The organism is Streptomyces sp. NPDC007901 (assembly GCF_042959465.1).
GTDB lineage: Bacteria > Actinomycetota > Actinomycetes > Streptomycetales > Streptomycetaceae > Streptomyces.
This window is the reverse complement of sequence record NZ_JBIBKW010000008.1, coordinates 406,334-430,550: the sequence shown is the minus strand read 5'-3', so window position 1 is coordinate 430,550 and position 24,217 is coordinate 406,334. Positions and strand designations below refer to the sequence as shown.

Sequence of the window (24,217 nt, the reverse complement as noted above, 5' to 3'; positions counted from 1 at the left end):
GGTCTGCCGGACCGCGCCTGTGGGCGGCGGGCGGAATGTGCCTTCGGGCCGAACTCCTCGGCGGCCAGGGCTTGATCGTGCGTACGAAGCGCTCGGCGTCAGCCGTCAGTCGTCAGCGTCATGGCGACGGGCGTGCGCGTGACGCGGCATCGGTGAAGCGGCGCCGGATTCCGGCAGGGCGGGCAACAGCATCCCGGAACCCGTGGCCGGGGTCGTCGTGCCCCGGGCCTCCCTTGGTTCCCGTATGACCCAGTGGCCGAACAGGACCGCGGTGAGCCCGATGACGCTCCACAGGACGAGGACGGCGAGGTGGCCGGCGCCGGCGTTGCCGTCGAAGTACGTGGTGTCGCGAAGCAGGCTGGCTCCGGCGCCCGGGGGCAGCCACTGGCCGATGTGGTCCGCGCTCTTGGGGAGCATCTCCGGAGCGGACGTGGCGCCGGAGAAGGCGTTCCCGACGAAGACCATGAGCGCGGCGCTGAGCCCGAGGCCCGCCGGCCCCAGGAGCCGGATCATCCCGGCAGCGGTCGCGCTGATGGCGAGCAGGTCGAGTGACAGGATCGCCCACGTGGCCACGTGGTGGTGGGGCAGCGCATCGAGGAAGCCCTGGGCCACGAGATAGACCCCCAGGGCCGCGATGGCGCAAGCGACGAGAAGGGTCAGCACTCTGTGCCGCGGCCGTGACAGGCCGCGAGCCATCGTGACGAACGCCCCGATCATGATGCCGCAGACCGTGAGCGGGAAGACCGCTGAACTGAACACCACACCCCGGGGGTCCGCTGCGGCGACAGGCACCACGTCGACCGCCTTCACGAGGATCTTCGCCGGGGAATCGGCGTCGGCGGCCCCCTGTGGGTCGGCTGCCTGCTTGTGGACCTTTGCCGGGGAATGCGCACCGGCCGCCTTCTGTTCGGCCGCCTTCTGTTCGGCGGCCTTCTGCTGGGCGATCTGCAGGGTGGCCTTGTCGGCCAGCTGTTGTCCGACATCGGTCAGAAGCTGCGCCACGGCGGGGCCGGCGGCGGTGGTCTTCAGCACGGTGATGCCGTGGCCGGAGATGGCGAAGGCGCCGTAGACATCCCGGTTCTTGATCGCCGAACGCGCGGTCTGCCGGTCGGGGTAGAGGTGGAAGTCGAACGCGCCGGGCTTCGCACGGGTCAGTCCCTCCACCGCGTGCTGGCTGGCCGGCCCGGTGCCCACGATCCCTACCGGGACGTCGCGCGGCGAGGTCCGCCCCGCCGGCCAGGCGAACGCCATCACCGCCAGAGTGATCACTACGGGCAGTGCCACGGCGGCGATGAGCACTTCCCGCCATGCGCGGTGTCCTGACAAGGGGTTCCTCACGACCCACCTTCTCCTAAAAAGAATGACCGTTTTCTTGAAGGCCCTAGTCTGGCCTGCCACGCTCGTAAACGTCAATGGAATGTTCGTTTTCTTTGCTAGGCTGGCCCCATGCCCAAGGTCACCCAGCAGCACATGGACGCCCGCCGCAAGCAGATCCTGGACGCGGCGCGCCGTTGCTTCCTCCGTGACGGTTTCCACTCCACATCCATGCAGGACCTCTTCGCCGAGGCGCAGTTGTCCGCAGGTGCGGTGTACCGGTACTTCACCAGCAAGGACGAGGTGATCCTCGCGATCGCCGAGGACAACATGCGGGATGTCCTCGACATCACTCTCGCCGTCGCCGCGAACCAGCAGGGCCGCTCCATGGGAGAGGTCATGGCGGAACTGCTCGACGTGATCCGGGTGAAGTCCATCGAGGAAGACGTGGCAGGCCTCGCGGTTCTGGTGTGGGGAGAGGCCATGCGCAACCGCTCGCTGGCCCAGGGGATGGACCACTTCATGGGCCGGATCCGGGCGAACCTGATCACCTTGGTCCGCGAGCACCAGGAAAATGGTGTGTTGCCCGTGAACGTGACAGCCGAGGCGATCGCGTCGACGATGCTCTCCATCCTCCCCGGCTACATCCTCCAAGTGGCTCTGCTCGATCCGGCTGTTGTGGCCGAGGTTCCCGACGCGGTGCGGGCGTTGTGGCCGGGGCCGGCCGATGGGCGCTGAGCAGTCTCGCGTGCGACCGACCGCCCCGGGAACACCTCGCCCATCGCGCTCGCCCTGACGGGCTCCACCGCTTCATCGCCGCGGTCGTGTCACACCACCCAGGTCCGTCTGGTCTGTCTGGCGTCAGACAAGGAGCAGAGGGACCGATGCGCGAGATTCTGATTGGCGGTGGGGGCGTCCCTACATGACGTACCAGCCCTTCCTGCCGGAGGTGACGGCCGGTTCGGTCGAGGCGCGGCACGCTGCCGTCTCGTTGCGGCGACACCTGCGCAGGACCCGGCTGATCGCGGGGAGCGTGACCGGGATCCGCCACGCGGACCGGACGGTGTCCGTGCGCTCCGCGAGCGGAGCGGACTACGAAGTTCGGTACGACACGCTTGTGGTCACCGCCGGTGCCGTGACGCGCACCTTCCCGATACCCGGAGTGGCGGAGCAGGCGATTGGCCTGAAGCACGTGGAGGAGGCCGTGGCCATTCGCGACCGGCTGATGACCGCGTTCGATCAGGCGGCGTCCCTGCCGCCCGGACCCGAGCGGCAGAGGCTGCTCACCGTCACGTTCGTGGGCGGCGGGTTCTCCGGCGTCGAGGGGTTCGGCGTCTTCGGGATGCCCTCCGATTCGGTGGCCGACATCGTGGGACGCCCTCAGCCCGAGTGCGTGGAGCTTGCCGACCGAGCACGATCACCTTGCCCGCGCCGTCCGCCAGGCCTGCGTGAACGAGGACGCCGAACCGCTTGAGTCGCTGCTGCGCCCGGACGTCACGGCGTTCTTCGACGGCGGCGGCAAAGTCCGAGCACCGAGCAGGCCCGTCCACGGCAGCCGTCAGGTCGCCCACAGCCTGCTGACACTCCTCGCCCGCCACCCCCGCGCCTCCCTGACCACCCACGCCGTCAACGGCCGTACCGGCCTGATCGCCCGCTACGACCACCAGGTCGCCGCCGTCATCGGCCTCGACATCGCCGACCACCATGTCGTACTGGTGTGGGTGGTCCTCAACCCCGACAAACTGCGCTCCTGGAACCAGATCGCCACCCCGGACGACCCCGGACACTCGGCCGGTCACCCGGCTTGCCGGGACCGGTAGAGCCCGTCCGGCGGACGGGCTCCGGAGTGGTGCCTGTGCCGAGCCGCGCTCAGGGCATGCATAGGATGGGCCCCGATGCGCCCCACCGAACCGCCCGCCCCGCCACCGCCGTACCGGCGGTGGCGAGCCGTGCTCGTGCTGGGGCTGCTGGCCGGACTGCTCGGCATGCACGCGCTGGCCTCCGGCGGCGGCATGGGACACGGCGGGCACGAGCGGGTCGCGCACCCGACGGCCGTGGTCGCCGTGTACGACGGCTGCTCCGGCGACGACGGTCACTGCGGCGGCGGCCTTGTGCACCACGCCGACGCGACCTGCGCCTCGGGCGCGGTGAGCGGCGGACCGTCGCTGCCCGCGCTCGTCCCGGACCCGGTCCCCGTCCGCGCCGCCGTCTGCGCGGCCACCTCCCGCCCGGCCACGGCACCGGACGGCGCACGCGCGCCCCCCGACCTGGCCGAACTCCAACTCCTGCGGGTCTAGAGGCACCCGAGCCGGTCGTGCGCGCCCAGCGCCGCGGTCGTGCTCCCGCGTGCCCCGTTCACAGCAATCGCAGGAGATCCAGCATGACCACCACGCGTACCCGTGCCGTCCTCGTCGCGCTGACCGCAACCGCCGCCCTCGCCCTCACCGCGTGCGGCAGCGGCGACGACACCACGTCCGGCGCGTCCGCCACGACGTCCTCCTCGGCCACCGCCGAAGGCGCGCACAACGCACAGGACGTGTCCTTCGCGCAGGGCATGATCCCGCACCACCAGCAGGCCCTGGAGATGGCGGAGCTCGCCGCCGACCGGGCCTCCTCGGCCCAGGTCAAGGACCTCGCCGCCCGGATCGAGAAGGCGCAGGACCCGGAGATCAACACCATGACCGGCTGGCTGAAGGCCTGGGGCGAGGACGTGCCCATGGCCGGCATGGACCACAGCGGTCACGCCGGCATGTCCGGCATGTCCGGCATGTCCGGGATGATGTCCGACAAGGACATGACCGCGCTGAAGAAGGCCCAGGGGACGGACTTCGACACGATGTTCCTGACCATGATGGTCCAGCACCACCAGGGCGCGGTCGAGATGGCCGGCACGGAGAAGTCCAAGGGCGACTACGCCCCGGCCACGAGCATGGCCGACTCCATCGTCACCGCCCAGAACGCCGAGATCAAGGAGATGAACAAGCTCCTCGGCAAGGGCTGAGCACAAGGCGGCGGCCGCGCCCACCGGCGCGGCCGCCGCCTGAGCGGGCCGCCGCCTGAGCGGGCCGCCGCCTGAGCGGGCCGCCGCCTGAGCGGGCCGCCGCCTGAGCGGGCCGCCGCCTGAGCGGGCCGCCGTGCGCTCAGGCCGCCAGGACCTTCTCCAACGAGGCCAGCGCCGAGCGCAGTTCGTCCGCCGTGACGGTCAGCGGCGGGGCCAGCCGGATCGTGGAGCCGTGGGTGTCCTTGACCAGGACGCCCACGCGCATCAGGCGTTCGCTGATCTCCCGTCCGGTGCCGATCGCCGGGTCGACGTCGACGCCCGCCCAGAGCCCGCGCGAGCGGAAGCCCACCACGCCCTTGCCGACCAGCGCGGTCAGCCCGTCCCGCAGGACCACGCCCAGCTCGGCCGCCCGGCGCTGGAACTCGCCGCTCTCCAGCAGCTCCACGACGGCCGTCCCGACGGCCGCCGCGAGCGGGTTGCCGCCGAACGTGGAGCCGTGCTCGCCCGGCCGCAGCACGCTCAGCACCTCACGCCGGGCCACCACCGCCGACACGGGCACGATCCCGCCGCCCAGCGCCTTGCCGAGCAGCAGCACGTCCGGCACGACGTCCTCGTGGTCCACGGCGAGGGTGCGGCCGGTGCGGCCGAGACCCGACTGGATCTCGTCCGCGACGAAGAGACAGCCCTTGCGCCGGGTCAGTTCGCGGACCCCGGTCAGATAGCCGTCGTCGGGGATCAGGACCCCGGCCTCGCCCTGGATCGGCTCGATCAGCACGGCCGCCGTCGTCTCGTCGACCGCCGCCTCCAGCGCGGCCAGGTCGTTGTACGGCACGATCCGGAAGCCCGGGGTGAACGGGCCGAAGCCCGCGCGGGCGGTCTCGTCCGTGGAGAAGCTGACGATGGTCGTCGTACGGCCGTGGAAGTTGTCCGCCGCGACGACGATCGTGGCCCGGTCGGCGGGGACGCCCTTCACGTCGTAGGCCCATTTGCGGGCCACCTTGATGCCGCTCTCCACCGCCTCGGCACCGGTGTTCATCGGCAGCACCATGTCCAGACCGGTCAACTCCGCGAGCCGCTCGGCGAATTCGGCGAGCCGGTCGTTGTGGAAGGCGCGGGAGGTCAGGGTCAGCAGGTCGAGCTGGCGGTGCGCGGCCTCGATCAGAGCCGGGTGGCGGTGGCCGAAGTTGAGGGCCGAGTAGCCGGCCAGCATGTCGAGGTAGCGGCGGCCCTCGACGTCCTCCACCCAGGCGCCCTCGGCACGGGCGACGACCACGGGCAGCGGATGGTAGTTGTGCGCGAGGACCGGCTCCTCCGCCTTGATCAGTTCGGCGGAGGAGCGCGTGGATGCGGGTGCGGTCATCAGGGGGATCTCCTGGTCCTCAGCGGATTTCCTGGGTGCAGCACTTGATGCCGCCGCCGGCCTTGTGGAACTCCGACAGGTCGACGGGGACGGGCTCGTAGCCCTGGTCGGCGAGGCGGCCGGCGAGCGCCTCGGCCTGGGGGGCGATGAAGACATGGCGGCCGTCGGAGACGGAGTTCAGCCCCCAGGCCATGGCGTCGTCGCGGGTGGCGAGCACCGCGTCCGGGTACAGCCGGCGCAGCACCTCGCGGCTGCCGGCGGAGAAGGCCTCCGGGTAGTACACGATGTTGTCCTCGTCGAGGACGAACAGCGCGGTGTCCAGGTGGTAGAAGTACGGGTCCACCAGGGTCAGGCTGATCACCGGGTGGCCGAAGAACTCCTGCGCCTCCCGGTGCGCCTCGCGGCTGGTGCGGAAGCCGGTGCCGGCGAGCAGGTACCGGCCCGTCCAGACCAGGTCGCCCTCGCCCTCGACCACCGAGCCGGGGCGGTGCACGTCGTAGCCCGCCGTCTTGAACCAGAGGTCGTAGTGGGTGGACTCGGGGCGCCGCTCGGGCGCGTGGAAGAGGGAGCCGAAGACCCGGCCGCCGACGACGACCGCCGAGTTCGCGGCGAAGACCATGTCGGGCAGACCGGGGACCGGCTCCAGCCGGTCGATGCTGTGGCCATGGGTGCGGTAGGCGCTGATCAGCGCGGTCCACTGCTCCCGGGCCAGGTCGACGTCGACCCTGGTGTCGGGGTTCATCCAGGGATTGATCGCGTACTGCACGGCGAAGTGTCTGGGTTCGCAGACGAGGAAGCGCCGGACGCGCGGCACACGGCTTTCGGACACAGAGGTGTTCCTCCGCTTTCCTGGCGGTGTCGACTGAGGGTTGACACCACGGTAGAAAGCGACTGATCCGGACGACAAGGAATAAATATTGCGCGTCTGCGCAGGAATGCTGCGTCTCCAGTCATACAAACGCAGCGTCGGTGCGTTTACTCGGGTACCGGCTGGGTGGCGCCCGCCTCCGGGCTCTCCGGGAGCAGATGCGACAGCACCATCACACTGATCGTCTTCCGGATGAACGGCTCCACCCGGATCCGCTCCAGCACCTCCTCGAAGTGGCCCACGTCCCGGGCCCGGACATGCAGCAGCGCGTCCGCGCCGCCGGTCACCGTCATCGCCGCGGTGATCTCCGGATGGTTGCGCACCACCTCCGCGAGCCGCCGGGGCGGGGCCGCGCCCTCGCAGTACACCTCGACGTACGCCTCCGTGCGCCAGCCGAGCGCCGACGGTGTCACGGTGGCCGTGAACCCGGTGATCACCCCGGTCTCGCGCAGCCGGTCGACCCGCCGCTTCACCGCGGTGGCGGAGAGCCCGATGGCCGCGCCGATCTCGGCGAAACTGGTCCGCGCGTTCGCCATCAGCGCGGTGGTGATCTTCCGGTCGAGGTCGTCGAAAGGGGCGGCGCCGCTGTTCATGAGCGCACTGTATCCACGGGGACGGGCAGGGCAAGGACACCACTTCATCCGGCGCGAACGTCCACGTCCGGTACATGTCCAGCGCCCCGCCGCGCCGCCTACACTCCGTTCATGCTGCGCGCCCTCGCCGTCGACGACGAACGCCCCTCGCTGGAGGAGCTCCTGTATCTGCTCAACGCCGACCCGCGCATCGGAAGCGTCGAGGGCGCCGGGGACGCCACCGAGGCGCTGCGCCGCATCACCCGCGCCCTGGAGTCCGGACCCCTGGGCGCCGACGCCGTCGACGTGGTCTTCCTCGACGTCCAGATGCCAGGCCTGGACGGCCTGGAGATGGCCCGCCTCCTCGCCGGCTTCGCCCGGCCCCCGCTGGTCGTGTTCGTCACCGCCCACGAGGACTTCGCGGTAAGGGCCTTCGATCTCAAGGCCGTCGACTACGTCCTGAAGCCGGTACGGAAGGAACGCCTCGCGGAGGCCGTACGCCGGGTCGCCGAACTGCGCGGTACCGCACCGCGGATACCGGTGCACGAACCCGACCCCGACCACATACCCGTCGAACTCGGCGGTGTGACCCGGTTCGTGGCCGTCGACGACATCACCCACGTCGAGGCCCAGGGCGACTACGCCCGCCTGCACACCGACCGCGGCAGCCACCTCGTGCGCATCCCCCTCTCCACCCTGGAGGACCGCTGGCACTCCCGCGGCTTCGTCCGCATCCACCGCCGCCACCTGGTCGCCCTCCGCCACATCGGCGAACTCCGTCTGGACGCGGGCACGGTGAGCGTCCTGGTCGGCGGCGAGGAACTCCAGGTCAGCCGACGCCACGCGCGCGAACTGCGGGACCTGCTGATGAGGAGGGCCTGACGATGCCCACGGACCCCGCCGAGCGCCGGGTGGTCGTCACCGGCCCGCCCCGCCGCAGCCGCCACACCTCCGGCTACTACCGGCCGCGCACCGAGATCGACGAGCAGACCACCCTCGGCCACACCTATGTCCGCTCCCTCATGCGCACCCAACTCCGCGCCGCCCTGGTCGTGTTCGCGGTCCTGGTCCTCCTCGTCGGGCCGCTGCCGCTGGTCTTCGCCGCCGCCCCCGACGCCCGCCGCCTGGAATGGCTGGTGCTCGGCTTCTGCCTCTACGCCCCGCTGATCCTGCTGGCCCGCTGGTACGTGCGCCGCGCCGAACGCAACGAGGAGGACTTCGTCCGCCTCGTCGAGGACCGATGAACTCCAGCCGCGACGAGGACAGATGAACTCCAGCTACGCCGTCCCCGCCGTCGCCCTGGTCGTCGTCGCGACCGTCCTCGTCGGCGCCTTCGGCCTGCGCATCTCCCGGACCACCTCCGACTTCTACGTCGCCTCCCGCACCGTCGGCCCCCGCCTCAACGCGGCCGCGATCAGCGGCGAGTACCTCTCCGCCGCCTCCTTCCTGGGCATCGCGGGCCTGGTCCTGGTCCAGGGCCCCGACATGCTCTGGTACCCGGTCGGCTACACCGCCGGCTACCTGGTCCTGCTGCTCTTCGTCGCCGCCCCGCTGCGCCGCTCCGGCGCCTACACCCTGCCCGACTTCGCCGAGGCCCGGCTCGCCTCGCAGCCGGTACGGCGGCTGGCCGGGGCGTTCGTAGTGGGCGTCGGCTGGCTGTACCTGCTGCCCCAACTCCAGGGCGCCGGACTGACGTTGACGGTCCTCACCGGCGCGCCCGACGCGCTCGGCGGACTCATCGTGGCCGTGGTCGTGGTGGCCACCGTGGCCGCCGGCGGGATGCGCAGCATCACCTTCGTCCAGGCTTTCCAGTACTGGCTGAAACTCACCGCCCTGCTGGTCCCCGCCCTCTTCCTGATCCTTGCCTGGCAGGGCGCCGGCGCCCCCACCCACGCCTTCGACGAACCGGCCGCCTTCCGCGACCGGCGCACCGTCGACGTCCAGGACACCCTCGCCCTCAAGCTCGACCGCCCCCTCACGGTCACCGTCACCGGCACGGTCGACGGCCGCCCGCACGACGACACCCGGCTCACCCTCCCCGAGGGCACCCACCGCATCGCCGCCGGCACCCGCCTGACCTTCGCCAAGGGCACCCGGGTCCCCGCCACCGACCGGGGCACCAACGGCGGCATGTCCACCTCGCTCGCCGAGAGCCGCGAGGAACGCCCGCTGTACGCCACGTACGGCCTGATCCTCGCCACCTTCCTCGGCACCATGGGGCTGCCGCACGTCGTCGTCCGCTTCTACACCAGCCCGCACGGCGTCGCCGCCCGCCGCACCACAGTCGCCGTCCTCGCCCTGATCGGCCTCTTCTACCTGCTGCCGCCCGTCTACGGCGCCCTCGGCCGCCTCTACACCCCCGAACTCACCCTCACCGGCAACGCGGACGCGGCCGTCCTGCTGCTGCCCGACCGGGTCATCGGCGGCCTCGGCGGCGATCTCCTCGGCGCGCTGGTGGCGGGCGGCGCCTTCGCCGCGTTCCTCTCCACCGCCTCCGGACTGACCATGGCGGTCGCCGGAGTCCTCACCCAGGACGTCCTCCCGTCCCGCGGCGTGCGCCACTTCCGACTCGGCACCGTGCTCGCCATGGCCGTGCCGCTCGCCGCCGGCGTGCTCGTCGGCGGACTGCCGGTGGCCGACGCCGTCGGGCTGGCCTTCGCCGTGTCGGCCTCCTCCTTCTGCCCGCTGCTCGTCCTCGGCATCTGGTGGCGGCGGCTGACCCCGCCCGGCGCCGCGGCCGGGATGCTGGTCGGCGGCGGCTCGGCGTTCTGCGCGGTGGCCGCGACCATGGCCGATTTCCCGGGCACCGGCTCCGTGCACGCGCTGCTCGCCTGGCCCGCGCTCTGGTCGGTCCCGCTGGGCTTCCTCACCATGATCCTGGTGTCCCTGGCGACCCCGGGCCGGGTCCCGCCCGGAACGGCCGCCGTCCTCGCCCGCTTCCACCTGCCGGAAGAGCTGCGCGCGGAGACCACCGGACCCCGCGAGGTGCGGCTGTGACCGGATTCCTCGCCGGTCTCCTGGTGGCCGTGCTCCCGCTGCTCGCCGCCGGCTTCTGGCTGGGCCGCCGCACCGCCCGCCCCGAGCGCCTCGGCGGCGGCCTGGGCACCCCGGTCGAACACGCCACCTTCGAGACCCTGCACACCGCGTCCCTCGCCGCGCCCCCGCTGCGCGCCGGCCTCACCGAGGAGACCGCCCGCCGCTCCGCCCGCCGGCTGCGCACCCTGCTCGGCACCGACGCGCTCTGTCTCACCGACCACGAGAACCTGCTGGTCTGGGACGGCGTCGGCGGCCACCACCGCACCGAGATCATGGAACGCCTCGCCGGACCGCTGGAGTCCGGCCGCGGCGAGGCCTTCCGGCTGCACTGCGAGGTGCCCGACTGCCCCCTCCGCTGGGCCGTGATCGCCCCTCTCACCGTCGACGACCGCGTCCACGGCACCCTGGTCGCCTGCGCCCCGCGCGAGTCCGCCGTACTGGTCCGCGCGGCCGGCGAGGTCGCCCGCTGGGTCAGCGTCCAGCTGGAGCTGGCCGACCTCGACCGCTCGCGCACCCGGCTCATCGAGGCCGAGATCCGCGCCCTGCGCGCCCAGATCTCCCCGCACTTCATCTTCAACTCGCTCGCGGTGATCGCCTCGTTCGTGCGCACCGACCCCGAGCGCGCCCGCGAACTGCTCCTGGAGTTCGCCGACTTCACCCGCTACTCGTTCCGCAGGCACGGCGACTTCACCACCCTCGCCGACGAGCTCCACGCCATCGACCACTACCTGGCGCTGGTCCGGGCCCGCTTCGGCGACCGCCTCACGGTCACCCTCCAGATCGCCCCCGAGGTGCTCCCGGTCACCCTGCCCTTCCTCTGCCTCCAGCCGCTCGTCGAGAACGCCGTCAAGCACGGACTGGAGGGCAAGACCGGCACCTGCCACATCCAGATCACCGCCCAGGACGAGGGCGCCGAGGCGCTGGTCGTCATCGAGGACGACGGCGTGGGCATGGACCCCGTCCTGCTGCGCCGGATCCTCGCCGGCGAGCTCAGCCCCACCGGCGGCATCGGCCTGTCCAACGTCGACGACCGGCTCCGCCAGGTGTACGGCGACGACCACGGCCTCGTCATCGAGACCGCGGTCGGAGCGGGCATGAAGATCACCGCCAGGCTGCCGAAGTACCAGCCCGGGGTGCACCAGGCCGCTCGCCTCACCCCGGACTGAGCGGTCAGCCGCTGCTCTGGGTGACGACCATCGCGAGCGTCAGCAACCCCAGCACCACCCACCCGAACCACAGCCAGCCGTTGCTGCCGAGCGCCACCGTGTACGCCGTCACCACCACGAGTCCCCCAACGGTGAGGACCCCCATCGCCTTGGTGGAACCGTTCGAACCGTTCGCAGAACCGGGCATCACGACACCCTCCTCATGGTCCGTCTCCCTCCATGGTGCCCCGGGTTCGGCGTCCACGGGGCACGGAGAGACGGAAAGGCGTCTCAGCCCTTGCGCGCGTGCAGCGAGGCCAGGTACGCGTTGTACGCCTCGAGCTCCTTGTCGCCGTCCCGGTCGGCGGCCCGGTCCTTGCGGCGGGCCTGGCGCTGCTCGGAGCCGTACCACTGGAACAGCAGGGCGATCAGTACCAGCACGGACGGGATCTCGCTGAACGCCCAGGCGATCCCGCCGGCCGCGTTCTGGTCGGAGAGCGCGTCGATCCCGAGCGAGGCGGACGGGTTCTTGAACGTCTCGACCATCGGCTCGGACGCCATCATCAACGCGATACCGAAGAAGGCGTGGAACGGCATGCCGGCGAACAGCTCCAGCATGCGCATGAGGTACCCCGGCCGGTGCGGACCCGGGTCGACGCCGATGATCGGCCAGAAGAAGACCACGCCGACGGCGAGGAAGTGCACCATCATCGCGATGTGCCCGGCCTTCGAACCCATCAGGAAGTCGAAGATGGGGGTGAAGTAGAGGGCGTACAGGCTCGCGATGAAGAGCGGGATGGTGAAGGCGGGGTGGGTGATGATCCGCATGTACCGGCTGTGCAGCAGTGCCAGCAGCAGCTCACGCGGCCCCTTGCGCCCCCTCGCGGCGACGGGCAGCGCCCGCAGCGCCAGGGTCACCGGGGCGCCCAGCAGGATCAGGATCGGCGACAGCATGCTGATGACCATGTGCTGCACCATGTGCACGCTGAACATGACCATCCCGTAGTCGTTCAGCCGCGTGCACATCACGACCATGATCGTCAGCACACCGACCACGAACGACACCGTCCGCCCCACGGACCACGCGTCCCCCCGCCGCCGCAGCCGCACCAGCCCCCACCCGTACAGGGCGAGCCCCGCGACACACGCGACCAGAAAGAACGGATCCGCCGACCACTCCAGCCCCCGCCCCAGCGTGAACGGCGGCAGATCCATCGTCATGCCGTGCCCGCTGTGATCCATCCGGCGGCTCCTGATTCGTGGGGGGTGTTTCTACCGACCCCACATTAGAACCGCGGCCGACCCAGCTTGTGAGCGGGGTGCACGATCCCTACCTAAAGGGGCGCGGGGCTGTGCCGATATGCGGCTGCCGCCGCGTGGGCGCGACCAGCCACAACCCACCCGCACCCGACGCACAACCGCAGCCCTTACAGCACGGTCTCCGCTTCCTCGTACCGCTGCGAAGGAACCGTCTTCAACGTCTCCACGGCCTCCGCCAACGGCACCATCACGATGTCCGTCCCCCGCAGCGCGGTCATGTGGCCGAACTCCTCCCGGTGCACCGCCTCCACCGCATGCCACCCGAACCGCGTCGCCAGCACCCGGTCGTACGCCGTCGGCGTCCCACCCCGCTGCACATGCCCGAGGATGACCGGCCGCGCCTCCTTGCCGAGCCGCTGCTCCAGCTCGATGGAGAGCTGTCGGGCGATCCCGGCGAACCGCTCGTGGCCGTAGATGTCCTTGCCGCCCTCGTCGAAGTCCATGGAGCCCGCCTTCGGCTTGGCCCCCTCCGCCGCGACGACGATCGCGAACCGCTTGCCCGCCTCGAACCGCTCGCCGACCCGGCGGGCCAACTCCTCGATGTCGAAGGGCCGTTCCGGTACGACGATGGCGTGCGCGCCGGCTGCCATGCCGGAGTGCAGGGCGATCCAGCCGGTGTGCCGCCCCATGACCTCGACGACGAGCACCCGCTGGTGGGACTCGGCGGTGGTCTTCAGCCGGTCGAGCGCCTCGGTGGCCACGCCCACGGCCGTGTCGAAGCCGAAGGTGACGTCGGTGACGGCGATGTCGTTGTCGATGGTCTTCGGGACGCCGACGATCGGCAGACCGGCGTCGGACATCAGCCGGGCCGCCTTCAGCGTGCCCTCACCGCCGATCGGGATGATCGCGTCCAGGCCGAGCTCGGCGACATGGCCCCTGGCCCGTTCCACGCCGTCCCGCAGGTGCGAGGGCTGGACCCGGGAGGAGCCGAGGATGGTGCCGCCGCGGGCCAGGATGCCGGCCACGGCGTCGAGGTCGAGTTTGAGGTAGTCGCACTCCAGGAGGCCCTTCCAGCCGTCCCGGAAGCCGATGACCTCGTCGCCGTGGTCGGCGACGGCACGGTGCACGACGGACCGGATGACGGCGTTCAGGCCGGGGCAGTCGCCGCCGGACGTGAGGACACCAATGCGCATAGCCCGAAACAACCTTCTCCACGTGGGCCGGAGACCGGACCACGCTGTCCGGCTGACATCGCGGCCACCCTACCGGCGCAAGGGGGTCATTCCGTACCGGGCGTCCGCCTGCTGGACGTGCCCGCACATGTGAGCGGACACCCTGTCAGGCGGGCCCGGAATCCACCTCTCCGGTACAGCTCAGGCGGGCTGCTGGGCGGCCTCGATCCGCTCGCCCCGCAGGGCCTCGTACCAGCGGTCGTCGATCGGCGGCAGCGCGTTGACGTCGAGCGCCAGCTTCAGCAGCAGGTCGGCGATGAGCGGGTTGCGGGCGAGGACCGGCCCGTGCATGTACGTACCGAAGACGGTCTCGTTGTACGCGCCCTCCGTGCCGTCCCCGGTGCCGTTGCCCCGGCCCAGCTGGACCCGGGCGAAGGGGCGGGCGGTGGGGCCGAGCTGGGTGACGCCCTGGTGGTTCTCGAACCCGGTGAGCTGGGGCAGCCCGAGGCGCGGGTCGATGTCGGCGAGGACGTCACCGACACACCGCTCGCCGGTGCCGCGCACGGTCGTCACGTCCAGCAGGCCGAGGCCGGGCTCGCGCTGGCCCAGGTCGTTGATGAACTCGTGCCCGAGGATCTGGTAGCCGGCGCACACCGAGAACACGATCGCGCCGTTCTCCACCGCCCGGTACAGGTGCCCGTCCCGGCGCAGCCGCTCGGCCGCGAGCCGCTGCGGACGGTCCTCGCCGCCGCCGATCAGGTAGATGTCGCCGGAGGTCGGGATCGGCTGGTCGCTGCGCACGTCCAGCCGGGCCACGTCGAGACCGCGCTGCCGGGCCCGGCGCTCCACGACGAGCGCGTTGCCCTGGTCGCCGTAGGTGCTGAGCAGGTCCGGGTAGATCCACACCAGCCGCAGTTGGTTGTCGCTCATGAAGTCTCTGTCCTTCGTGGTCAGTTGCCGACGCGGCGGCGCAGGTCCTGGAACGCGGTGTAGTTCGCGATGACCTCGATCCGGCCGGGCGGGCACATCTGCACGGCCTGGTCGAGGCTGTCGCAGACCTGGAAGTGCTGGCCCGCGACCTCCAGCCGCACCGCGAGGTCCAGCTTGCGGTCACCGAGCACGAGGATCGGGTGGCCGGTGAGCCGGGTGTAGTCCACGTCCCACAGCCAGGAGGTGTCGGTGCCGTCCGCGCCGCGCGCGTTCACCGAGAGGATCACCGGCGCCGGCGGCGGGTCGATCAGCGAGAACGTCTCCAGCCAGCCGGCCGGGTTCTTGGCAAGGAGCAGCCGCAGATCGCGGTTCTGGAACTGCACGACGTCGTAGCGTCCCGCGACCGCCTGCACCTGGTACATCCGCTCCAGGGCTACCTGCGGCGGCACCCCGAAGACGGCGGCGACGGCGGCCGAGGAGGCGGCGTTGGCCTTGTTGGCGCGCCCGGGCAGCTGCAGATGGATCGGCCAGGCGGACCCGTGCGGGTCGAGGACGTGGTCCCCGGAGAGCACCCAGCTCGGCGTCGGCCGCCGGAAGCCGCACTCGCCGCAGAACCAGTCGTCGCCCGGGCGCTGCATCACGCCACCGCAGGACGGGCACGACCAGGCGTCGTCCTTCCACATCTGCCCGGCGGCGACCCAGACCACGTTGGGGGAGGAGGACGCGGCCCACACCACCAGCGGGTCGTCGCAGTTCGCCACGATGACGGCCTTCGACCCGGCGAGGCCCTCGCGCCAGTTCTCGGCGAGCATCCGGGTCTCGGCGGCGCGGTCGAGCTGGTCGCGGGAGAGGTTGAGCAGGGCGATGCACTTCGGCGCGGTGTCCCGGGCCACTCCGGCCAGGTACTTCTCGTCGACCTCGATGACACCGAACTTGGCGTCCGAGCCGCCGGCCAGCGCCGAGGTGATGCCGGCGGGCATGTTGGCGCCGAGCGCGTTCGACACGACCGGGCCCGCGGCCTTCAGCGCCTCGGCGATGAGCCTGGTCGTGGTCGTCTTGCCGTTCGTCGCCGAGACGAGCGTGACGTCCAGGTGCGTGGCCAGCCGGGCGAGCAGGTCGGGGTCGAGTTTGAGCGCGACCCGGCCGCCGATCACGGATCCGCTGCCGCGCCCCGCTGCCCGGGACGCCGCCGCGACCGCCTTGCCCGCGGTCACGGCCAGCTTGGCCCGCGGCGTGAGCGGGTCCGAGTTGCCTGCCATCAGATCTCGATCCTCCTTGCGTACGCGCCGCGCCTCAGCCATCCGGCAACGTGGTGTGTGTGCACCTCAGCCTATCGATATCCGTTCGCACACCCGAATTCCGGCCCATGCCTGCGCGGCGAGCAGGGGCCGAGTCGAACCGTACCCTTGCGGCCATGCGACACGGTTCCATTCCGGGCGCCCGCGGGCGGGTCCGGCCCCTCACCCTGCTCGGCGATCCCGTCCTGCACGCCCCCTGCGCCGAGGTCACCGACTTCGGCCCCGAACTCTCCCGGCTGGTGGAGGACTTGTTCGCCACGATGTACGCGGCCGAGGGCGTGGGCCTCGCGGCCAACCAGGTGGGGGAGTCGCTGCGGGTGTTCGTATACGACTGCCCCGACGACGAGGAGGTCCGCCACCTGGGCCATGTCGTGAACCCGCGTCTGGTGGCGGCCGACGGCGTGACGCTCCGCGGCCCGGAGGGCTGCCTGTCCCTGCCGGGCCTGGAGGCGGGCACGGAACGGTACGACCACGCGGTCGTGGAGGGCTTCACGGCACAGGGTGACCCGATCACGATCCACGGCACGGGCTTCTTCGCGAGATGCCTCCAGCACGAGACCGACCACCTGGAGGGCCGCGTGTACGCGGACCACGTCACGGGCTGGCGCAGGCGCAGGCTGCTGCGACAGGTGGCGAAGTCCTCCTGGCACCGGTGACCGTCAGAACCCCGGACCTCCTACCCTGTCCCCGGCGGCGGCCAGCCGCCCCCACAGCAGGTCGGCCAGACTCTTCACCAACTCCGCACGAGAACACGGTCGTTCCCCCAGCCACCAGTCCCCGGCGGCGTGCATCATGCCGACGATGCCGTGTCCCCACACCCTGGCCAGCTGCTGGCTGCTGGGCCCCAGGTCCAGCCGGTCCTCGATGACCTGCGCCAGTTCCTCACCCATCCGCCGGAGCAACGGAGCCGAGTGCTTTCCCACGTCGAACCCCTGGTCGGTGCCCGTGCTGCCCTCGGCGGGGTGCATCAGGAACCGGTACACCTGAGGCCGCGCCTCGATCGCCGCGAGGTACGTGTCCAGGGTCGCCTCGACCCGCTCACGGCGCTCCGCGGGAGCGTCCAGCGCGGCCCGCAGGGAGTTGAGCAGCGCGTCCGTGTGCCGCTTGGCGAGCGCCGCGTACAGCCCGCCCTTGTCGCCGAAATGGCGGTAGAGGATCGGTTTGGTGATGCCGGCCTCCGCCGCGATCGCGTTCATCGAGGCCTGTGGGCCGTCGCGCAGCACCACCCGGTCGGCGGCCTCCAGCAGCTCGCGCCGCCGGCGGTCGGCGGACCTCTGCTGTTCGGTCCGTGTGGTGTCCATGTGCTCTCCCCACCCCGTGCTGTTTCGGTACTGCCTGCGCAAACTAACACCTGGCGACCACACCGTCTCGAACTGGCTGCCGAGGTGACCTTGGGAGTTGACTTTTCCTACCGACGAGTAACAGACTCGGGTTACCGCTAGTAACACATTATGCGCCGCCGCTGGAGGGGTCATGGCCGAGTTCACCATGGAACTCAACGACGAACAGAAGGAGGTCCGGGACTGGCTGCACGGCTTCGCCGCCGACGTCATCCGCCCCGCGGCCGCCGAATGGGACGAGCGTGAGGAGACTCCCTGGCCGGTCATCCAGGAAGCCGCGAAGGTCGGCATCTACTCCCTGGATTTCTACGCCCAGCAGTACTTCGACGCCACCGGCCTCGGCATCCCGATGGCCATGGAGGAGCTCTTCTGGGGCGACGCGGGCATCGCCCTCTCCATCGTGGGCACGGGTCTCGCCGCCGTCGGCGTCCTCGCCAACGGCACCGAGGAGCAGATCGGCACCTGGATCCCCCAGATGTACGGCGACCCCAACGACGTCAAGGTCGCCGCGTTCTGCTCCTCCGAGCCCGACGCCGGCTCCGACGTCGGCTCCATGCGCACCCGGGCCGTCTACGACGAGGCCAAGGACGAGTGGGTGATCAACGGCACGAAGACCTGGGCGACCAACGGCGGCATCGCCAACGTCCACGTGGTCGTCGCGGTCGTCGACGCCGAGCTGGGCTCCAAGGGCCACGCGTCCTTCATAGTCCCGCCGGGCACCCCGGGACTCGCCCAGGGCCAGAAGTTCAAGAAGCACGGCATCCGCGCCTCGCACACCGCCGAGGTCGTCCTGGACAACGTCCGGGTGCCCGGGTCCTGCCTGCTCGGCGGCAAGGAGAAGCTGGACGAGCGCCTCGCCCGGGCCCGGGAGCGGGCGAAGTCGGGCGGCGTGGGGGTCCCCCCGGCCGAAGGCTGGGGGAGGGTCAAGAACGCGGCGATGGCCACGTTCGAGGCCTCGCGTCCGGCCGTCGGTGCGATGGCGGTCGGTACCGCACGCGCCGCGTACGAGGTCGCCCTCGACTACGCCATGACCCGTGAGCAGTTCGGGCGGCCGATCATCGACAACCAGGGGATCGCCTTCCAGCTCGCGGACATGCGGACGTCCATCGACGCGTCCCGGCTGCTGGTGTGGCGGGCGTCCTGGATGGCGATCAACGGCAAGCCGTTCACCGCGGCCGAGGGGTCGATGTCGAAGCTGTTCGCGAGCGAGACGGCGAAGAAGGTGACCGCCCAGGCGATCCAGATCCTGGGCGGCAACGGGTACACGCGGGAGTATCCGGTGGAGCGGATGCACCGGGATGCGGCGATCTACACGATCTTCGAGGGGACGAGTGAGATCCAGCGGTTGGTGATCGCCCGGACGCTTTCGGGGATGCCGATTCGGTAGCGCCGTAGGGGGTGCGGCGTGCTGCGGACCGACGGCCGTCAGTGGCTGGTCGCGCAGTTCCTCCCCCAGCCTTCGGCCGGGGGTACCCCCAGCGCCCCCGAACAGGTTGGCGCAGTCACCGGTGCTTCAAAGGGGTGAGTTGCTCGATGTCGTAGCGCTTGCGGAGTTCCTCGATGGCCTCGAGGTTCGGAGGGCCGTCGCTGTCGAGGATCTCCAGGAGTTCCTCGAAGTAGCGCTCGTGGTCGGGTGGCGGCGAGGCCTGGAAGAACATCCTCGCCGGGGTCTCCGTCGGGTTGGCGAAGGCGTGGGGGCATCCCGGTGGCACGACGATCACCGTGCCCGGGGTGGCCCGTACCACCCTGGTGCCCGAACTCGACTCCCACCGCTGCCAGTTGTCGGGGGTGCGGATGCGGGGCTCGAAGGCGAGGACGTCCAGCTCGCCTTCGAGGACGTAGAACAACTCCTCGCTGCGGGTGTGCACATGGGCGCCCACGTCGAAGCCCGGGGGGACCTCCACCTCGAAGGTGGAGGCCATCCGCGAGTGCGTGCCGGTCACCTTGAAGGTGACCCGCTGGGCCGGCGTGTGGACCACGCGCCCGTGGCCCGGTGGTACGAGGAGTCCCTCGGTCGTGGTCATGGGCCACTCACCAGGTCACCGGAAGGGCCTCGGGTCCCCGGATCAGCGCGCCCTTTCGGAAGGGCACCTGCTCCGGGGGTACGGCGAGCCGCAGCCCGGGCAGCCGGTCCAGCAGGGCGTCGACGAGGAGTTCCTCCTCCAGCCTGCCGAGCTGGCCGCCGGGACAGTAGTGCGGGCCGAACCCGAAGGACACATGCGGGTTGGGACTGCGGGTGAAGTCGATCGTCTCGGGGTCCGGGAAGACGTCCGGGTCGCGGTTGGCGGCCAGGTACGAGACGTAGATCGGATCGCCCGCGCGGATCCGTACGCCCTTGATCTCCACGTCCTGCAGGGCGATCCGGGACAGCCCGACCGCGCTGCGGTGCGGGATGTAGCGCAGGAGCTCGTCGATCGCCCGGGGGCGGATCCCCGGGTCGGTGCGCAGCCGGTCCAGGAGGTCGGGGCGGGTCAGCAGCAGGTAGAACATCTGCCCGCTGTTGTTGGTGACCGCCTCGCCGCCGATCTGGAGGAGGACGGCCAGACCGACGGCCTCCTCCAGGGTGACCTCGCCCCGGCCCACCGCGGCGCCCAGCAGCGAGCAGACGTCCTCGCCCGTGCTGTTGTCGCGCAGCCCGACGAGATCGGCGAAGTAGGCGCCCATCTCGCGCTTGGCCTTCTCGCTGACCTCCTTGCCGTGCGACGAGGAGAGGATCCGCTGGGTCCAGATGTGCATGGTGTGCCGGTCGGCGGCCGGCACGCCCATCACCTCGCAGATCACCGCGATGGGGAACGGGCTCAGGATCGTCGCCGTGAGATCGGCGGGCGGCCCGTCCTGGACGAGCTCGTCGACGAGCTCGTCCAGCATCCGGCGGGCCTTCTCCCGGACCCGCTCCACGCCCTTGGTGGTGAGCGCGGAGGCCACCGAGCGGCGCAGCCGCGTGTGGTCGGGCGGGTCCAGGAAGCCGACCGCGCCGCGGTCCGGGATGAAGTGCGGGGCGAGCCGGGTGACCGGCTGCTCCATCACCGCCTCACGGCTGAACCGGGGGTCGTTGGCCACCATCCGTACGTCGTCGTACCGGGTGACCAGCCACGCCCAGCCCTCGCCGTTGGGGAGCTGGATCCGGGTGACCGGTCCCTCCCGCATCAGCTCGGCCAGGGTGGGGTCGAAGTCCACCCCCGCCAGGTCCGGCACCTTCCAGTGCCGGACCGGACAGGTGACCTCGCCGTCGGCCTCTTCCGCGGGGTCGAGTGGTTCGGTGAGCGTCATCTCGGTTATGCCGCCTCTTCGTCCGTACGCCGCCAGCGACCCAGCGACATTTCCGCGGTGATGCCGGGACCGAAGCCGGCGAGCAGGCCGCGCGCCCGGTGCTCGGCACCGCCCTCGTCGAACATCCGGCGCAGTGCGTCCAGGACGACGGCGCTGGCGATGTTGCCGTACTCGGTGAGCGTGGCCCGGCTGAACCGGAACGCGTGCGGGTCGACCTGGAGGAACTTGCTCAGGTCGTCCAGGATCCGCGGCCCGCCGGCGTGGACTATGTAGAAGTCCAGGTCGGAGGCGTCCCAGCCGTGCAGTCCCGCCAGGTCCTGCAGGGCCGGAGCCAGCGGCTCCATGGTCGCCGGGACCCGCTTGTCCAGCAGGAAGTGGAACCCGGTGGCCCGGACGTCGTACATGATCCACTCTTCGGTCTTCGGGATCAGGTACGAGCCGTTGCGTTCGAGCTCGACGCCGTTGCCGCCCTTGCCGCGGACCACGGCGGCGGCGATGCCGTCACCGAAGAGGCCGTTGGACAGGAGCGAGCCGATGCCGAGGTCGGTCGGCTGGTAGCACAGCGAGCAGAACTCGCAGGCCACGATGAGCGCGTTGGCGTCCGGGTACGCCGAGCAGAAGTCGTGCGCCCGGTTGATGGCCGCTCCGCCGGCCGCGCACCCCAGCTGGGCGATGGGGATCTGGCGGGTGGTGGAGTCGAAGTCCATCTCGTTGATCAGCCACGCCGTGAGCGAGGGCATCATGAAGCCCGTGCACGAGACGTAGATGATCACGTCGATGTCGCTGGTGAGCAGTTCGGCGTCGTCGAGTGCCCGCTGGATGACTGCGGGGACCCGGGCCTTGGCCTCGACCTCGTAGAGCTTGTTGCGCTCCTCGAAGCCGGGGTGCTTGAGGGTTTCCTCGATCGGCTGCACGATGTGCCGGGTGCGAACGCCCGTGTTCTCGATCAGTCTCAGCGCCAACGGCAGCTGCGGGTGGTTCTCGTGGTGGGAGCGCGCCAGTTCCAGCGTCTCCTCCATCGTGATCACGTACTCCGGGACCGACACTGAGGGCTTGCACAAAGTCGCCATGAACCGTGCCTGCTTTCAGCCTTCCGGCGGGTTTTGACCCCGCCGGCCAGAAGGTGGTTCACCTCAGGAGGTGGTTTTCTCACGATCACCCGTGAGGGCGATGATCTCTCGCCGGACTACTCCGAACCGGTGACCCCGTGTCAGGGTCGGAGCGGCGCCGATGAATCCCGACGAGGAGGAAACAATGCCCCGCACGGCTGCGGAACTGCTGAAAACGACCAGGTCAGAGCTGTCCCCGGACCCGAACGCGAATCCATTTGTTCCCCCCGTCGCCAGCGGCCGGGCGAGTCTGGAGACACTCGCCGTCCTGGCCCTGGAACAACACCACGTGATTCCCGCCGACCACCGCGCGTTCGTGCATCTGGCGCAGCGCGCCGCCGAGGAGCCCGCGGCCGCCGGGTTCTTCACCATGCTGGCCGAGGGCGAGGAACTGGCGGCAGAGCGGCTGGGCGCGTTCATGGCGGCGTGCGAAGTGGATGAGCAGCGCATGCAAGCGTACGAGCCCCTACCGGGCTGCCAGGCGTACCCGGCGTACATCTCCTGGCTCGCCCTGAACGCGACCCCGGCGGACGCCGTCCTGGCCATCACGGCCAACTTCGCTACGTGGGGCACCTATTGCGCGACCATCGCCGAGGCCCTGCGCACGCACTACGCCTTCACCGACGACGCCTGCGCCTTCTTCGACTTCTTCGCAGCACCGGCCCCCGCCCTGGACCACAAGGCAGAGGCAGCGGTGGAGGCGGGCCTGTCCACCGGCCGACTGGACGAGGGACGAGTCTACTCCTACGGCCGCCTGCTCCAGTCGTACGAGCAGATGTTCTGGACGTCGCTGGCTGGACTTACGTAAAGGGGCGCGGGGCTGTATCGATATGCGGCTCCGCCGCGTGGGCGCGACCAGCCCCCACCCACCCGCACCCGCCGAACGACCCTCACTCCCCACTGCTATGGGCGATACAAGCCACGTCGATCCGATCCGCAAGCTTCGCCAGCTCGATCGTCAGCGCCGCCACCGTGTCCTCGTCCAGCCCGCTCTCCCCGGCCTCCACCAGACGCAGCCACCGCCCGCCCATGGTCCGCAACAACTTACTCACGTCGGCCGCGGCCACCTGCAAGGTACCGCGGTTGTCGACGATCAGAGGCAGAGTCACTTCGCGGTTCACACCGGGGATCGTAGCCGCGCGACCCTCACGCACCCTGCCAAACGGTGGTGATGTTGCAGAACTCCCGGATTCCGTGCCCGGACAGCTCACGGCCGTATCCGGACCGCTTCACCCCGCCGAAGGGGAACGCCGGGTGGGAGGCGGTCATGCCGTTGACGAACACGCCACCGGCCTCCAGATCCCGGACGAACCGGTCCACCTCGGCCTCGTCCCGCGTCCACACGTTCGAACTCAGCCCGAAGGGCGAGTCGTTCGCGATGAGCACCGCCTCGTCCAGGTCCCCGGCCCGGTACAGCGTGGCCACCGGCCCGAACGCCTCCTCGCGGTGGATGCGCATGTCGCGGTGGATCCCGGCGAGGACGGTCGGCGGGTAGTACCAGCCGGGCCCGTCCGGCCGCTGCCCGCCGCACAGCACCTCGGCACCCGACCGCCTGGCGTCCTCGACCAGTTCCTCCAGGTCCTTGCGTCCCTGCTCGCTCGCCAGCGGCCCGACGTCCGTCCCCTCGTCCATCGGGTCGCCCGTGCGCAGCGCCTCCATGCCCGCCACGAACCGCTCGGCGAACGCGTCGTAGACGGCCGTGTGCACGATGAACCGCTTCGCGGCGATGCAGGACTGCCCGTTGTTCTGCACGCGCGCGGTGACCGCGATCCGTGCGGCGCGGTCGATGTCCGCCGAGGGCATCACCACGTAGGGGTCGCTGCCGCCCAGCTCCAGCACCGTCTTCTTGATCATCTCCCCGGCGGTGGCGGCGACCGCGCGGCCCGCGGGCTCGCTGCCGGTGAGTGTCGCCGCCCGCACCCGCTCGTCGCGCAGGATGTCGTCGACCGCCCCGGAGCCGATCAGCAGGGTCTGGAAGCAGCCCTCCGGGAAGCCCGCCCGGTGGAACAGGTCCTCCAGGTACAGGGCGGTCTGCGGGACGTTCGACGCGTGCTTGAGCAGGCCCACGTTGCCCGCCATCAGCGCGGGCGCGGCGAAGCGGACGACCTGCCAGAGCGGGAAGTTCCAGGGCATCACGGCGAGCACCGGGCCGATGGGCCGGTAGCGCACCCGGACCCGGGACGCGCCGGAGTCCTTCACGTCCGTCTCGGCCGGCTCCTCGTCGGCCAGCAGCTCCTCCGCGTGGTCGGCGTACCAGCGCATCGCCTTCGCGCACTTCGCGGCCTCCGCGCGGGCCTGCTTGACCGGCTTGCCCATCTCGGTGGTCATCGTGCGCGCGATGTCCTCCTGGTCCGCGTCCAGCAGGTCGGAGGCCCGGTGCAGCAGCCGGGCGCGCTCGGCGAAGGCGCTCGTGCGGTACGTACGGAACGTGGCCTCCGCGAGTTCGAGCCGGCGTTCGAGCTCGTCCTCGTCCATGGCTTCGAACGTTTCGAGCGTCTCGCCGTTCGCCGGATTGACCGTGGCGATGGGCATGGCTGACCTC

Annotated in this window: 26 protein-coding genes and 1 pseudogene; 12 read left to right on the top strand and 15 right to left on the bottom strand. The window is 70.8% G+C overall.

The window, feature by feature from the left end; all coding sequences use genetic code 11:
- Nucleotides 1–105 precede the first annotated feature (105 nt).
- The gene (locus ACFZDK_RS27415; protein WP_390976425.1) at nt 106–1,398 is read right to left on the bottom strand and encodes an ABC transporter permease; all 1,293 of its coding nucleotides are present in this window, start codon (nt 1,396–1,398) and stop codon (nt 106–108) included.
- A gap of 48 nt (nt 1,399–1,446) precedes the next feature.
- Between ACFZDK_RS27415 and ACFZDK_RS27410 the strand changes: the two genes are divergently transcribed.
- The 5 genes and pseudogenes from ACFZDK_RS27410 (at nt 1,447) to ACFZDK_RS27390 (ending at nt 4,315) form a co-directional block, all read left to right on the top strand.
- The gene (locus tag ACFZDK_RS27410) at nt 1,447–2,052 is read left to right on the top strand and encodes a TetR family transcriptional regulator (protein WP_390976423.1); all 606 of its coding nucleotides are present in this window, start codon (nt 1,447–1,449) and stop codon (nt 2,050–2,052) included.
- Nucleotides 2,053–2,227: 175 nt separating this feature from the next.
- Nucleotides 2,228–2,647, top strand: a pseudogene (locus tag ACFZDK_RS27405) (FAD-dependent oxidoreductase); the annotation flags it as partial.
- Between the two features lie 115 nt (nt 2,648–2,762).
- Nucleotides 2,763–3,134, top strand: a complete 372-nt coding sequence (locus tag ACFZDK_RS27400) for a hypothetical protein (protein WP_390976422.1) — start codon at nt 2,763–2,765, stop codon at nt 3,132–3,134.
- 75 nt (nt 3,135–3,209) lie between these two features.
- Nucleotides 3,210–3,611: a DUF6153 family protein gene (locus tag ACFZDK_RS27395; protein WP_390976420.1), complete on the top strand. Its 402-nt coding sequence runs from the start codon at nt 3,210–3,212 to the stop codon at nt 3,609–3,611.
- An 83-nt stretch (nt 3,612–3,694) separates the two neighbouring features.
- Nucleotides 3,695–4,315, top strand: a complete 621-nt coding sequence (locus tag ACFZDK_RS27390; RefSeq protein WP_390976419.1) for a DUF305 domain-containing protein — start codon at nt 3,695–3,697, stop codon at nt 4,313–4,315.
- A 139-nt stretch (nt 4,316–4,454) separates the two neighbouring features.
- On the opposite strand, the gene rocD is transcribed toward ACFZDK_RS27390, so the two are convergent.
- From rocD to ACFZDK_RS27375, 3 genes are all read right to left on the bottom strand, one after another.
- A complete protein-coding gene (gene rocD, locus ACFZDK_RS27385) occupies nt 4,455–5,675 on the bottom strand; it encodes an ornithine--oxo-acid transaminase (RefSeq protein ID WP_390976417.1) in 1,221 nt (406 codons plus the stop codon).
- A 19-nt stretch (nt 5,676–5,694) separates the two neighbouring features.
- Nucleotides 5,695–6,504, bottom strand: a complete 810-nt coding sequence (ddaH, locus tag ACFZDK_RS27380) for a dimethylargininase (protein ID WP_390976415.1) — start codon at nt 6,502–6,504, stop codon at nt 5,695–5,697.
- 146 nt (nt 6,505–6,650) lie between these two features.
- On the bottom strand, nt 6,651–7,136 hold the full coding sequence (locus ACFZDK_RS27375; protein WP_390976413.1) for an AsnC family transcriptional regulator: 486 nt from the start codon (nt 7,134–7,136) through the stop codon (nt 6,651–6,653).
- A gap of 111 nt (nt 7,137–7,247) precedes the next feature.
- Between ACFZDK_RS27375 and ACFZDK_RS27370 the strand changes: the two genes are divergently transcribed.
- Genes ACFZDK_RS27370 through ACFZDK_RS27355 form a run of 4 tightly spaced genes read left to right on the top strand, consistent with a single transcriptional unit; the run spans nt 7,248 to nt 11,317 of the window.
- Complete coding sequence (locus ACFZDK_RS27370) at nt 7,248–7,997, top strand: LytTR family transcriptional regulator DNA-binding domain-containing protein (protein ID WP_390976412.1); 750 nt, start codon at nt 7,248–7,250, stop codon at nt 7,995–7,997.
- A 2-nt stretch (nt 7,998–7,999) separates the two neighbouring features.
- Nucleotides 8,000–8,359: a hypothetical protein gene (locus tag ACFZDK_RS27365; protein WP_390976410.1), complete on the top strand. Its 360-nt coding sequence runs from the start codon at nt 8,000–8,002 to the stop codon at nt 8,357–8,359.
- Nucleotides 8,360–8,381: 22 nt separating this feature from the next.
- Complete coding sequence (locus ACFZDK_RS27360) at nt 8,382–10,112, top strand: cation acetate symporter (RefSeq protein WP_390976408.1); 1,731 nt, start codon at nt 8,382–8,384, stop codon at nt 10,110–10,112.
- Nucleotides 10,109–11,317, top strand: a complete 1,209-nt coding sequence (locus ACFZDK_RS27355; protein WP_390976407.1) for a histidine kinase — start codon at nt 10,109–10,111, stop codon at nt 11,315–11,317. Before ACFZDK_RS27360 ends, ACFZDK_RS27355 begins: the two co-directional genes overlap by 4 nt.
- 4 nt (nt 11,318–11,321) lie before the next feature.
- Here the strand turns inward: ACFZDK_RS27355 and ACFZDK_RS27350 are convergent, their stop codons facing one another.
- The 5 genes from ACFZDK_RS27350 to ACFZDK_RS27330 form a co-directional block, all read right to left on the bottom strand.
- Nucleotides 11,322–11,504 (bottom strand): hypothetical protein, encoded by a 183-nt coding sequence (locus tag ACFZDK_RS27350; protein WP_355720303.1) that lies wholly within the window; start codon nt 11,502–11,504, stop codon nt 11,322–11,324.
- A gap of 83 nt (nt 11,505–11,587) precedes the next feature.
- Nucleotides 11,588–12,538, bottom strand: coding sequence for a cytochrome c oxidase assembly protein (locus tag ACFZDK_RS27345; RefSeq protein WP_390976405.1), 951 nt, complete (start codon nt 12,536–12,538; stop codon nt 11,588–11,590).
- 185 nt (nt 12,539–12,723) lie between these two features.
- Nucleotides 12,724–13,749, bottom strand: a complete 1,026-nt coding sequence (locus tag ACFZDK_RS27340) for an ATP-dependent 6-phosphofructokinase (protein ID WP_390976403.1) — start codon at nt 13,747–13,749, stop codon at nt 12,724–12,726.
- Nucleotides 13,750–13,929: 180 nt separating this feature from the next.
- The gene (locus ACFZDK_RS27335) at nt 13,930–14,658 is read right to left on the bottom strand and encodes a type 1 glutamine amidotransferase (protein ID WP_390976401.1); all 729 of its coding nucleotides are present in this window, start codon (nt 14,656–14,658) and stop codon (nt 13,930–13,932) included.
- 20 nt (nt 14,659–14,678) lie between these two features.
- Nucleotides 14,679–15,917 (bottom strand): MurT ligase domain-containing protein, encoded by a 1,239-nt coding sequence (locus ACFZDK_RS27330; protein ID WP_390976399.1) that lies wholly within the window; start codon nt 15,915–15,917, stop codon nt 14,679–14,681.
- A gap of 155 nt (nt 15,918–16,072) precedes the next feature.
- Between ACFZDK_RS27330 and def the strand changes: the two genes are divergently transcribed.
- Entirely contained in the window at nt 16,073–16,612 is a 540-nt protein-coding gene (def, locus tag ACFZDK_RS27325) for a peptide deformylase (protein WP_390976397.1), read from the top strand.
- A gap of 3 nt (nt 16,613–16,615) precedes the next feature.
- On the opposite strand, the gene ACFZDK_RS27320 is transcribed toward def, so the two are convergent.
- Nucleotides 16,616–17,257, bottom strand: a complete 642-nt coding sequence (locus tag ACFZDK_RS27320) for a TetR family transcriptional regulator (protein WP_359219453.1) — start codon at nt 17,255–17,257, stop codon at nt 16,616–16,618.
- A 172-nt stretch (nt 17,258–17,429) separates the two neighbouring features.
- On the opposite strand from ACFZDK_RS27320, the gene ACFZDK_RS27315 reads away from it, so the two are divergent.
- Nucleotides 17,430–18,683 carry an acyl-CoA dehydrogenase family protein gene (locus ACFZDK_RS27315; RefSeq protein WP_390976394.1) on the top strand — a complete coding sequence of 418 codons (1,254 nt, stop codon included), beginning with the start codon at nt 17,430–17,432 and terminating at the stop codon, nt 18,681–18,683.
- Between the two features lie 115 nt (nt 18,684–18,798).
- Here ACFZDK_RS27315 and ACFZDK_RS27310 read toward each other — a convergent pair whose 3' ends face one another.
- From ACFZDK_RS27310 to ACFZDK_RS27300, 3 genes are read right to left on the bottom strand one after another with little or no spacing between them, the layout of a single operon-like run.
- Nucleotides 18,799–19,320 (bottom strand): cupin domain-containing protein, encoded by a 522-nt coding sequence (locus tag ACFZDK_RS27310; protein ID WP_390976392.1) that lies wholly within the window; start codon nt 19,318–19,320, stop codon nt 18,799–18,801.
- 7 nt (nt 19,321–19,327) lie between these two features.
- A complete protein-coding gene (locus ACFZDK_RS27305; protein ID WP_390976517.1) occupies nt 19,328–20,575 on the bottom strand; it encodes a cytochrome P450 in 1,248 nt (415 codons plus the stop codon).
- Nucleotides 20,572–21,636, bottom strand: a complete 1,065-nt coding sequence (locus tag ACFZDK_RS27300; RefSeq protein WP_390976390.1) for a 3-oxoacyl-[acyl-carrier-protein] synthase III C-terminal domain-containing protein — start codon at nt 21,634–21,636, stop codon at nt 20,572–20,574. The genes ACFZDK_RS27305 and ACFZDK_RS27300 overlap by 4 nt, the downstream gene beginning before the upstream one ends.
- A gap of 184 nt (nt 21,637–21,820) precedes the next feature.
- Between ACFZDK_RS27300 and ACFZDK_RS27295 the strand changes: the two genes are divergently transcribed.
- Complete coding sequence (locus ACFZDK_RS27295; protein WP_390976388.1) at nt 21,821–22,483, top strand: transcriptional regulator; 663 nt, start codon at nt 21,821–21,823, stop codon at nt 22,481–22,483.
- 82 nt (nt 22,484–22,565) lie between these two features.
- On the opposite strand, the gene ACFZDK_RS27290 is transcribed toward ACFZDK_RS27295, so the two are convergent.
- The gene (locus ACFZDK_RS27290; RefSeq protein ID WP_390976386.1) at nt 22,566–22,796 is read right to left on the bottom strand and encodes a DUF6213 family protein; all 231 of its coding nucleotides are present in this window, start codon (nt 22,794–22,796) and stop codon (nt 22,566–22,568) included.
- 25 nt (nt 22,797–22,821) lie between these two features.
- Entirely contained in the window at nt 22,822–24,207 is a 1,386-nt protein-coding gene (locus ACFZDK_RS27285) for an NADP-dependent succinic semialdehyde dehydrogenase (RefSeq protein WP_390976385.1), read from the bottom strand.
- Between the last annotated feature and the right edge of the window lie 10 nt (nt 24,208–24,217).

Bases quoted from the DNA above. Each gene is read 5' to 3' on its own strand.
- ACFZDK_RS27335 (WP_390976401.1), bottom strand. From the start codon at position 14,658: ATGAGCGACAACCAACTGCGGCTGGTGTGGATCTACCCGGACCTGCTC.
- ACFZDK_RS27345 (WP_390976405.1), bottom strand. From the start codon at position 12,538: ATGGATCACAGCGGGCACGGCATGACGATGGATCTGCCGCCGTTCACG.
- ACFZDK_RS27315 (WP_390976394.1), top strand. From the start codon at position 17,430: ATGGCCGAGTTCACCATGGAACTCAACGACGAACAGAAGGAGGTCCGG.
- rocD (WP_390976417.1), bottom strand. From the start codon at position 5,675: ATGACCGCACCCGCATCCACGCGCTCCTCCGCCGAACTGATCAAGGCG.
- ACFZDK_RS27395 (WP_390976420.1), top strand. From the start codon at position 3,210: ATGCGCCCCACCGAACCGCCCGCCCCGCCACCGCCGTACCGGCGGTGG.
- def (WP_390976397.1), top strand. From the start codon at position 16,073: ATGCGACACGGTTCCATTCCGGGCGCCCGCGGGCGGGTCCGGCCCCTC.
- ACFZDK_RS27320 (WP_359219453.1), bottom strand. From the start codon at position 17,257: ATGGACACCACACGGACCGAACAGCAGAGGTCCGCCGACCGCCGGCGG.
- ACFZDK_RS27375 (WP_390976413.1), bottom strand. From the start codon at position 7,136: ATGAACAGCGGCGCCGCCCCTTTCGACGACCTCGACCGGAAGATCACC.
- ACFZDK_RS27410 (WP_390976423.1), top strand. From the start codon at position 1,447: ATGCCCAAGGTCACCCAGCAGCACATGGACGCCCGCCGCAAGCAGATC.
- ACFZDK_RS27300 (WP_390976390.1), bottom strand. From the start codon at position 21,636: ATGGCGACTTTGTGCAAGCCCTCAGTGTCGGTCCCGGAGTACGTGATC.
- ACFZDK_RS27350 (WP_355720303.1), bottom strand. From the start codon at position 11,504: ATGCCCGGTTCTGCGAACGGTTCGAACGGTTCCACCAAGGCGATGGGG.
- ACFZDK_RS27360 (WP_390976408.1), top strand. From the start codon at position 8,382: ATGAACTCCAGCTACGCCGTCCCCGCCGTCGCCCTGGTCGTCGTCGCG.
- ACFZDK_RS27285 (WP_390976385.1), bottom strand. From the start codon at position 24,207: ATGCCCATCGCCACGGTCAATCCGGCGAACGGCGAGACGCTCGAAACG.
- ACFZDK_RS27340 (WP_390976403.1), bottom strand. From the start codon at position 13,749: ATGCGCATTGGTGTCCTCACGTCCGGCGGCGACTGCCCCGGCCTGAAC.
- ACFZDK_RS27310 (WP_390976392.1), bottom strand. From the start codon at position 19,320: ATGACCACGACCGAGGGACTCCTCGTACCACCGGGCCACGGGCGCGTG.
- ACFZDK_RS27365 (WP_390976410.1), top strand. From the start codon at position 8,000: ATGCCCACGGACCCCGCCGAGCGCCGGGTGGTCGTCACCGGCCCGCCC.
- ACFZDK_RS27370 (WP_390976412.1), top strand. From the start codon at position 7,248: ATGCTGCGCGCCCTCGCCGTCGACGACGAACGCCCCTCGCTGGAGGAG.
- ACFZDK_RS27330 (WP_390976399.1), bottom strand. From the start codon at position 15,917: ATGGCAGGCAACTCGGACCCGCTCACGCCGCGGGCCAAGCTGGCCGTG.
- ACFZDK_RS27390 (WP_390976419.1), top strand. From the start codon at position 3,695: ATGACCACCACGCGTACCCGTGCCGTCCTCGTCGCGCTGACCGCAACC.
- ACFZDK_RS27295 (WP_390976388.1), top strand. From the start codon at position 21,821: ATGCCCCGCACGGCTGCGGAACTGCTGAAAACGACCAGGTCAGAGCTG.